This window comes from Spirulina sp. CS-785/01 (genome assembly GCF_028330525.1).
In the GTDB taxonomy this organism is placed as follows: Bacteria; Cyanobacteriota; Cyanobacteriia; order Cyanobacteriales; family Spirulinaceae; genus JAQMSD01.
Window position 1 is genome coordinate 1 of record NZ_JAQMSD010000189.1, and the last position, 9,721, is coordinate 9,721.

Here is a 9,721-nt window from a genome sequence, read left to right on the forward strand (position 1 = left end):
CGTCGGTTACTACGTCCTTCTTCGCCTCTGCGTACCTAGGGATTCTCCGTTAGCCCTTTCTAGCTTGACCTCTCAAAATAGAAATTTTTCTGCTTTTCGGACTTTCCTACTTTTCTCCTATGCAGTTTTCAAGGTTCGGGTTGCAAGTAACTTTGCCTATCAGGTGGATTGCATTTTTTCGACTTTTTGGTATAATCCCTACAATTAGGCTAACTGCGACTAATTGTTCTTGGGGCAACCAAAGAATGAATTCGCTTATTTTAGCTCCTTCATTAGTTTTCTTTATTATGCAAGCCGTTATCTAAACCTGAAGTGTTCAGTTAGTTTGCGTTTTGGACTGGATGTTGAGTGTTGCTTATAGCTCGATTGACTCTCGCTTTAAAGCCTTGACTCCAGAGAGTTTGGCGGTGTTTTTCGCTTCCCTCTCCAACCCAGCTTTTTCATAATAAAGAAAAAATCAGGGGGAGTCAACCCCTTTTTGAAATTTTTTTGATTTTTTTGGAGGTGATCTGGGAAAACCCTTGTTATATGGAGGTTATAGGGTTCAAATTTTTTTTGTTTTTTTTTAAAAAAAGGGGGGTAGCCCTCACCCCCTACCCTCCTCTACCCATCTTGGGAGAGGGGGCATACTTGTCTCTGATGGGGGAGAGTCAGGGGAGTTTGGCACTGTTTCTAGAGATGATTCAGCACATTGTCCCGTTTCCTGATGAGCCGACTAGAACATAATGGGGTTATCTATTAAATAACTGATAAATAAGTGAGGAAAACGCAAATGAGTTGGTTAAACCGAATGTACTCTATGGCGGAAGATCAAGTGGAGAATGTTAAGGCTCAAGTGATGGATAAGGCCGGTGGACAGGTGGAGAATATTGCCGAGTCTATTGGGTTGGGAGTTGAGACTCCGGAAGAACCGCCTGTGACTGAGGAAGGGGAAGAAGCTCCCCCGGAACGTATTGGCTTAAATGGTGAATATGATCAAAGTGGGTTGGCGAAGCGGGTGGCTTTGGCGTTTGATCTTGATCCGGATTTGGCTGAGGTGGAGACGCTTTGGGTGGCACAACTGAGTAGTACAGTGGTGTTAAAAGGAGAAGTGCCGAGTCAGGATATTTTGGACAAGATGGTGGATGTGGCGAGTCAAATTGAAGGGGCTAGTGAGGTGAATACGGATGAAGTGGAGGTTGTGGAATAGCCTTGAACAGTTTTTGGTGCGTTACGCTGTCGCGCTTCGCACCCTACTGCCTTGACACAGCTAATTTGGTGCATTAGACTTCTGCTCTATTTCCTGTAATCAGCAGGTTTCTAGCCTTTGTTAATGCACTATTTTAGCTGTGTCACGCCACTACTGCCTGATGATTACTCTCGGTGAAACTAAAAATCGCTGAAAGTTGGCGAAAAGCCTTGCTGTGATTAGTGTATGTCCTTCTTTTTAGGTTAACTCTCTCCTTGATCCTTCCTGGTTGGTGAGCTTGCCGTTCACGTAGTGTGCGCGGAGCGCAAACCACTGCCATCTGCCTTCTGTCTTCTGCCATCTGCCATTTGCCATTTGCCATCTGCCTTCGGATGCTGATGACTGCTATATTGAGTTGTCCACTTGGGAGGTTAGCCACGGAATTAGGATACTGAGGAATTGTTCTGGGGTTTCGTCGTGGGGACAGTGGCCAGTGTTGTCTAGGGGAATAAACTTGAGGTTAGGGTTGAGGGGGATAAACTGTTGAGCGAGTTTAAAGGGGACCATACAGTCTTGACGACCCCATAAGAGGAGGATGGGACAATTAATTTGGGGGAGGAGAGTTTGGATAGGGGGGGAAAATTGGGGTTGGCGGAGGGAGGTAAAGAGGGCGCAGAAGGTATCTGCGGTGTCTTCGTCGTAGGTGGGGGCGGCTAAAATTTCGACTAATTCGGGGGTGACTTTCTCTTTATTGTGATAGGCGACTTTAGCCCATTGGCGGATGGTGGCGCGACGGCGGAGGAGTTGAAAGAGGGGTTTGAGGATGGGGGGTGAGCCGAAGATGCCTTCTATGGTGTTGACAAGGGGCTGTAGGGGCTTGGGAATGGTGGCTTGGCGGAGGGAGACATCGGGGATATTAATGGGGACGATACCGCTTACTGTGTGGGGATGGGAGGCGGCGATCGCAAGACAAACCAAAGACCCCAAAGAATTCCCCACCACCACCACAGGCACTTGAATAAAGGTGCGCCAAAACTCGTAAACCAACTCCGTCCATAAATCCACAGAATAGACCGTAACAGGTTTCCGTGATCCCCCAAACCCCAAGAGATCAAGGGCGTATACCATCCGATCTTGCCCCAACACAGAGATATTGTGTCGCCAATGTTCGATCGCAGCCCCAAACCCATGGAGTAAAATCAGGGGAGGCTTAGAGGACCGAACAGGAGGCCGCCAAAAACAATACCGCACTTGCCACCCTCGCCACACCCAGTCTCGTTGCTTCCCAATACGCTGTTCCCAGTCGGATTCCACCATCTTTAATAAAGATTTACATTTTCCTCCATTGTAGGAACTCCCGCAAAGAATAGGGATTCTCCTCCCTCCCCAAAAACTCCCCAAAATTAATCCAGAATTAATAGTGTGCAACTCCGGCAGAATCAGTAAAATAGCAGATGTAATCTTTCTATATCCATAAAACCTAGTCAACGACAACGATTACGCTATACGCCTGTGAAAGATAAAAGATCCCGTCGGGACGTACCGCAAATTAACGACAAAATCCGTTATCCGAAAATTCGTGCTATTGATACTGATGGCAACCAACTGGGGATTATCACACCAGAGGAGGGTCGGAAAGTTGCAGAGGAAAAGGGACTAGACCTTGTGCTAGTCAGCGATAAATCAGATCCCCCAGTCTGTCGAGTCATGGACTACGGGAAATACAAGTTTGAACAAGAAAAGAAAAAGAAAGAAGCCCGGAAGAAGCAGCACACGGCTGATGTCAAAGAAGTGAAGATGCGTTATAAGATTGACGAACATGACTATCATGTTCGCGTCAAAAGCGCCCAACGCTTCCTCAAGTCGGGGGATAAAGTCAAAGCGACTGTCACCTTCCGAGGCCGAGAAATTCAGCACGTTAACCTAGCTGAGGAGTTATTACAACGGATGGCCAAAGACTTACAGGAGGTTGCCGAACTCCAACAAGCCCCAAAACGAGAAGGACGTAATATGATGATGTTACTCTCCCCCAAAAAATAAGGCTTTCTCTGTTCCCATCCCCATGAAAGGCATTCAGGCGACCCTTTTCCGTTTCCGATGAGTGCCTTTTTCTTTTGTCTTTTTCCTTTGCCTGAAGTATGAAACTGTCTAAAAGCGCGAAACCCCAGAGTGACTGGCGAAAAAAAGTTCTGAGTATCGTTAACCTTCGACCGGAAGAAGGGGAACGAACCCTATTGATGTTTACGGCCTATACCATCACCTCTGTGGGGTTATTATGGCTGGAACAGACGACTATCGCGCTTTTTTTAGAACGGTTTGGGGCCGAAGGGTTGCCCGTGATCTATATTGCCAGTGCGGTGATGGGGTCAGGGTTAGGGGTCCTCTATTCTTGGCTACAGAATAACTTGCCCCTAAAACGGGTCTTTACTGCCGTTTCCCTGTTGATGGCCTTACCTCTGTTATTGTTTCGAGGAGGACTAGAGTTAGGCAATATTAACCCGTTTTTGGTGATGGGGACAGTATTTCTGATGCGGTTATGGATGGACGCAGAAGAAATTCTTAATGATCTCAATTCCCAAGTGGCCGCTAACCAACTGTTTAATATTCGGGAAATTAAACGGACTTACCCCATTATCTCTAGTGGGTTGTTGTTGGGGGATGTCATTTCTGGGTTTTCCCTCCCGGTGCTAATTTTCCTGATTGGCTTACAAAATATTATTATTGCTGCCGCATTGATGATTTTAGGTGGGGGGGCGACGTTGCTGTATCTCAGTAACCGCTACAAACAAGCCTTCCCAGATACGCCTGTGCGGGAAATTGAGGAACTGCAACCGACTTATACGGCAAAACGCACTAGCAGCACGCTACGCCGCTATATTGTGCCGTTATTTGCCTTTTTTATTTTGGGGGAACTGCTCTATTTGTTGGTGGAGTTCCAATATTTAGGGGAGTTGGAACGAGCGTATCCCAATACCGATGAAATTGCGGGATTTTTGGGTTTATTTTCGGGGATTTTGGGGATTTGCGAGTTGGCCACCCAATGGTTTGTCTCCAGTCGGGCTGTGGAACGGTTGGGGGTATTTGTGGCGGCGATGTTTTTGCCTGTCTCTCTGTCGGTGTTAGGGTTTTTCACAATTGTGTTTGATCTGACGAATATTGGGGGTTTAGATATTGATAGTGCAAAAATCCTCTTTTTTGGGGTGATTGTACTGCGCTTTTTTGATGAGTTACTCCGTTATACGCTAATTGCAGGGATTGAGCCGTTTTTGTTCCAACCGCTACCTGCCGAAATTCGTGGTAATGTCCAGACGCAGGTGCAGGGGATTGCTGAACCCCTCTCGACGGGGCTGACGGGGGGGGGAATGATTGCGATTGTTTGGGTATTGGGGCGTTTATTACAGGATTTACAGCCGGAGGCTGCCCGACAGGTACAAGGGGGGGTGTTTGTGGCGGCTATTGTGTTTTTCTCGATTATTTGGGCGTTGAGTGCGCTGTTACTGCGGCAAAGTTATATTACGCTGTTGGTGCAGAGTGCGGAACAGGGCCGGTTAGGGTTTTCTACGGTTGATCTGAAGGCGTTTCGCCGGGCGATTTTGGAGGCGTTGGATCAAAATCCCTCGGAGGAGGATCAACGGTCTTGTATTCAGCTGTTAGAACGGATTGATCTGCCCAATGCGGGGGAAATTTTAGCTCCACGTTTGGTGCAGTTTTCGCCGGGGTTACAACGACAGAGTATGGAGGTGATGCTGCGCTATCCTAATACGGCGTATTTGGGGGATGTGCAGCGTTTGATTGAGGCGAAACCTAAGTTGGAGGTGTTGGCGTTGGCGTTGCGCTATATTTGGTTGGCGCAACCGGAGTTAGAAACCCATACGTTGAAGCCGTATTTGAATGAACGGGTTGATCCCATGGTGCGGGGGACGGCGGCTGGTTTAATTTTACGACGGGGGAGTGAGGACGATCGCGCTCATGCGTTGGCGACGATGGAGCAGATGTTGACTTCGCCCCGGGAGAGGGATCGGATTATTGGGGTACAGGCGTTACAGGAGGTTGCTCCCCAAAGTTCTATGATTCGGGTGTATGTTCCTAAGTTGTTGCAGGATGAGTCGGTGCGGGTGCGCTGTACGTTGTTGGATGCGATCGCGCAAAAGAAATTAGAGCAATATTATCCCTCTCTCCTGAAAGGATTGTACTATCGTTCGACGCGAGAGGCGGCGCGGGAGTCTCTGGTGCAGTTGGGGGATGATGCGTTGCCCTTGTTACAGAGTATTGCTGAAGATAATCACAAACCGGATTTTATTCGTTCTCAATGTTGGGGGGCCATGGCTGATATTGGTACGGATAACGCTTTGGCGGCGTTAATTGAGCAATTATTGGTCAGTTGGGGAACTACCCGTCGGAATGTGTTACGGATTATTCTCAAAATCCCTAGAGAACGGGGAATTGAGGCGGTTTTAGAGCAGATGGGACGCAGTGGGGTGGAGATGTTGTTGGATCAGGAGTTGTCCCTGTTGGCGCAACTCTATGCTGCTGAGTCTGATTTGTCGGAGCAAGCGGTGACGGGGTTAGAGGCGGATTTATTACGCAGTGCTTTGCAGGGGATGCAGTCGGATGGGTTAGATCGCTGTTTCTTGGTGATGAAGTTACTTTACCCGTTTAGTTCTATTCAAGCGGCGATTTTAAATTTAGATTCGGATTCTGAGGTGAGTAATGCGTTGGGGTTAGAGATTTTGGATAATACGTTGGATGTGCCACAGAAGCCTTATTTACTGAGTATTTTAGAAAATCGTCCCCTCAAGGAACGGTTGGAGGATTTAAGCGAGGTGATTCCTTATAATCCCTTATCGCCTAAGTTGCGGGTACAACGGTTGTTAGAGTTACGCCATTTTCTCTCGGATTGGACGTTGGCCTGTTGTTTCCATCTGGCGAAGGCTAATCGTTGGGGGATTGATCGGGAGGCGGCGTTAGTGGGCCTCCGTCACCCCAGTAGTTTCGCCAGAGAGGCGGTTTTGGCGTATCTGAATGCGGCGAGTCCTCGCACTTGTTGGGAGTTGCTTCCGGTTCTCAAGGATGATCCTGATCCTCTGGTGGCTGCCCAGGTGGATCGGTTAAAACAGTCGTTGAATTATTCTCCGTGACGGGGAAAATCAGGGGGAAAACTGCCAAATTGGGTTTCATCTAGCGTTTTCAAGGCCATGGTTCTCAACTGTTAGACTGTTAGAATCTTTTTAAGTATCCAGTCAGGGGAGTCTCATTTCTCGCGTCTGGAGTTGTAAGCTAACCTTCTTCCTTTGAGATTGCAATATGCTGAGTAGTTTTGAACGCTTACTCTTTTTACGGCGCGTCTCCATTTTTCAGGAATTGCGAGATGAGTTTCTGGTGAAACTTGCCTCGGCCATGGATGAGTTGTCGTTTCCGGCGGATCATACGATTTTTGAGCAAGGGGAGGAGGGGCGATCGCTGTATATTGTGGTGTCGGGCCGGGTGCGGGTACATTTGGGCGATCGCGATCTGGCCAAGTTAGAGAAGGGGACGTTTTTTGGAGAGATGTCGTTGTTTGATGCGGAACCGCGATCGGCTTCTGTGACAACGATTGAGACTTGTGACTGTTTAACGTTAAATCAACTTCAGTTAACGGATGCCATTGAAGAAACCCCCGAAATTGCGGTGAATATTACCAAGGCACTATCAAGGCGGATTCGGGAGTTGAATGGGAAAATTAATACTTATGAGAAGCAGTTGAAAGAATTTCAGGCAGTGAGTCAGTGAGCAACATCCGAAGGCAGAAGGCAGATGGCAGAAGGAAGGAAAAAGGATAAAGTTTTACCGTAACCCGTTTTAACGGGTTTTAGCTCTTAGCCTTGGGTTAAAACCCAAGGCATATTAAGTTAGCATTACCAACCCATTGCTTTATAGACGTTTATTGATCCTAACCTACTTCCCCCAAAACTCATTTGCTATAATCATTCTATCGGTTTTAATCTCATAAAATAACAATGATCATTGAATCTCCCCCCAAACTCTATTCCCGTGAAGAATATCTAGAGTTAGAAGAAACCGCCGAATATAAAAATGAATATCATAATGGACAAATTATCCCCATGACAGGTGGTACAACAGAACATAATCGTCTTGCATTGAATTTTTGTAACCAGTTTCTTGTGAAGTTTGAAGAACACAATTATCCCATTTTTATTGGAGATGTCAAAGTTCACATTCCAGCCCACAATATAGACACTTATCCTGATGTAATGATTTTAAAAGATGAACCTATTTATGATCAGGATAAACATACGGTAATTCTCAACCCTACAGTAATCGTAGAAGTGCTTTCGCAATCCACTCAAAATTATGATAAAGGAGAGAAATTTGAATATTATCGCTCTCTCAGTAGTTTTCAAGAATATGTCCTAATTGATCAATATAAATATCAGGTAGAGCAGTATATTAAACAAGGGGAGGGGGAATGGTTATTTAAAGAATATAAGGGTCAAGATTGTATATTAAATATTGTTTCATTTTCTTGGCAAATCGCTTTATCTAAGCTATATAAAAATGTGAAGATTGTTTAGTAAAAATTGCACCACAGAGGACACACTAGAGGAAGAAAGAGAGATGGTTTGGAGTCTTTAACCCGTTTTTTACGGGTTGTGACTATTAGCCTTGGGTTTTAACCCAAGTTTCTATAAAGTATTGCATCCAGAATAATTCAAAATTTTGCGATCGGCAGTTAAAAGAGGACGGTCATAAACTTTAGAGGTGGCGACGATAACTTGGTCAGCCGGGTCGTTATGAAACCCTTGTAATTGATTAGCTTGTACCACAATGGATACAGTGAGTGGGAGTAATTGTACACCAGGATAGGCCAAGGCCGTTTTTAACCATATTTCTACTGAAGCAGGAAGGATCAATCTTCCTTTAGACACTAATTTCGTCACTTCCCAACAAGAAAAAATACTCACGCCTAATCCCCTAGCTTGATAAGTGTCAATCCAGTTGTGTTGAGATGGAGTTAATCTTGAATCATTTTGAACCCACCAAACCCAAATATGGGTATCTAAAATAATCATATACTGATTTCCCATTCATCGGGTGAAATCGCAGGTTCAAACGGATCATCATAATGGTAAGGTTGTTTATTTTTTAACGGGTAAGGATTGGTGTCAGGATTAAGGGCAGGATGTTCTAAAATAATTACTTCTACTGTGTCTCCTGCTTGAAAGGGTAAATCGGTTAAGAGCAGTTGACCGTTTTCATTAATAGTCGCTTGGATTTTATGAGCATTCATAGCGTCTTTGGGGTTAAGAATATTGGGCTATTCACAAGTTAACATAATTGCTTTTATCACCCGGAAACCTTAAATAGATGGTAAAAATTGCACCACAGAGGCACAGAGGACACAAAGAGGGAGAAGGAGAGAGGGTTGGGAGTGTTTAACCCGTTTTTAACGGGTTTTGGCTCTTAGCCTTGGGTTTTAACCCAAGGGGAGCATTAGCCGTTTCAACCCAAGAATCCAACAATTTTTTACTTGCATAACTGCGGCCAACTCAGAGATATGAGTTAACACAGAAGGTAAATCAGATGAGGAGAGGAAAAAATCATGGGTTTCCCCAGAACAGTTACAGGTTCAAAACTACTGAATCATCGTGCCTGTGCCTTGATACTCACACTGGGGATAGGTGTGACAACACCCACTACTCTCCTCGCACAAACTCCGACAACCACAGAAACCCGTCCCGCTAACCCCATTGAGGGAAGACTCGATAGTAATAGTCAGCAACTTGAAGAGGACAACAGTTATTACAATGTCCACACCTTCACTGGAGAAGCGGGAGAGCAGATTACCATAGACCTCATTAGTGAAGACTTTGACTCCTACCTCCTACTCCGCAGCCCAGAAGGGGACATCATAACCCAAGATGACGATGGGGGAGAAGGGACAAATGCGAGAATCGTCCTTGAGCTTCCGATGACGGGGCAATATGAGATTGTTGTTAATACTTACGAAGCAGGAGAAACAGGGAGTTATACCCTGAGTTGGCGAGAGGCGACAGCAGATGAGTTTAAGCTAGCAGAAGCAGAACGGCTGAATCAACAAGTCATCCAACTCTACCAAGCCGGGAAATACGCAGAAGCCATTCCCCTTGCAGAACAAATCTTACAAATCCGACGACAGGTATTGGGACAAGAGCATCCCCTAGTCGCCACCAGCCTCAACAATCTGGCACTATTGTACGAATCCCAAGGCAGGTACGCAGAAGCCGAACCCCTCTATCGCCAAGCCTTGGAGATGGTCAAACGCCTGTTGGGACAAGAGCATCCCGATGTCGCCCAAAGCCTCAACAATCTGGCTGCATTGTACCAATCCCAAGGCAGATACGCAGAAGCCGAACCCCTCTATCGTCAAGCCTTGGAGATGTATAAACGCCTGTTGGGACAAGAGCATCCCCAAGTCGCCACCAGCCTCAACAATCTGGCTGCATTGTACCAATCCCAAGGCAGATACGCAGAAGCCGAACCCCTCTATCGTCAAGCCTTGGAGATGTATAAACG

General features: G+C 46.2%; 9 protein-coding genes. 6 read left to right on the forward strand and 3 right to left on the reverse strand.

What is annotated here, in order from left to right; all coding sequences use genetic code 11:
• Window positions 1–772: 772 nt before the first annotated feature.
• Window positions 773–1,189 carry a hypothetical protein gene (locus PN462_RS12355; RefSeq protein WP_272128553.1) on the forward strand — a complete coding sequence of 139 codons (417 nt, stop codon included), beginning with the start codon at window positions 773–775 and terminating at the stop codon, window positions 1,187–1,189.
• Between the two features lie 384 nt (window positions 1,190–1,573).
• Here the strand turns inward: PN462_RS12355 and PN462_RS12360 are convergent, their stop codons facing one another.
• Window positions 1,574–2,485, reverse strand: a complete 912-nt coding sequence (locus PN462_RS12360; protein ID WP_272128554.1) for an alpha/beta fold hydrolase — start codon at window positions 2,483–2,485, stop codon at window positions 1,574–1,576.
• Between the two features lie 195 nt (window positions 2,486–2,680).
• Here PN462_RS12360 and infC point away from each other — a divergent pair, with 195 nt between their 5' ends.
• The 4 genes from infC to PN462_RS12380 all read left to right on the forward strand — a co-directional run bounded on the left by infC (window position 2,681) and on the right by PN462_RS12380 (window position 7,740).
• Complete coding sequence (infC, locus tag PN462_RS12365) at window positions 2,681–3,208, forward strand: translation initiation factor IF-3 (RefSeq protein WP_272128555.1); 528 nt, start codon at window positions 2,681–2,683, stop codon at window positions 3,206–3,208.
• Window positions 3,209–3,306: 98 nt separating this feature from the next.
• Complete coding sequence (locus PN462_RS12370) at window positions 3,307–6,306, forward strand: Npt1/Npt2 family nucleotide transporter (RefSeq protein ID WP_272128556.1); 3,000 nt, start codon at window positions 3,307–3,309, stop codon at window positions 6,304–6,306.
• Between the two features lie 166 nt (window positions 6,307–6,472).
• Window positions 6,473–6,937, forward strand: coding sequence for a cyclic nucleotide-binding domain-containing protein (locus PN462_RS12375; RefSeq protein ID WP_272128557.1), 465 nt, complete (start codon window positions 6,473–6,475; stop codon window positions 6,935–6,937).
• A 227-nt stretch (window positions 6,938–7,164) separates the two neighbouring features.
• Window positions 7,165–7,740 carry a Uma2 family endonuclease gene (locus PN462_RS12380; RefSeq protein ID WP_272128558.1) on the forward strand — a complete coding sequence of 192 codons (576 nt, stop codon included), beginning with the start codon at window positions 7,165–7,167 and terminating at the stop codon, window positions 7,738–7,740.
• Between the two features lie 111 nt (window positions 7,741–7,851).
• Here the strand turns inward: PN462_RS12380 and PN462_RS12385 are convergent, their stop codons facing one another.
• Together PN462_RS12385 and PN462_RS12390 are read right to left on the reverse strand one after the other, a co-directional pair.
• Window positions 7,852–8,238, reverse strand: coding sequence for a type II toxin-antitoxin system VapC family toxin (locus PN462_RS12385; protein ID WP_272128559.1), 387 nt, complete (start codon window positions 8,236–8,238; stop codon window positions 7,852–7,854).
• A complete protein-coding gene (locus PN462_RS12390) occupies window positions 8,235–8,456 on the reverse strand; it encodes a hypothetical protein (RefSeq protein ID WP_272128560.1) in 222 nt (73 codons plus the stop codon). The genes PN462_RS12385 and PN462_RS12390 overlap by 4 nt, the downstream gene beginning before the upstream one ends.
• A 681-nt stretch (window positions 8,457–9,137) precedes the next feature.
• On the opposite strand from PN462_RS12390, the gene PN462_RS12395 reads away from it, so the two are divergent.
• Window positions 9,138–9,721 (forward strand): tetratricopeptide repeat protein (locus PN462_RS12395; RefSeq protein ID WP_443029157.1); only part of this gene is annotated, 584 nt, incomplete at its 3' end.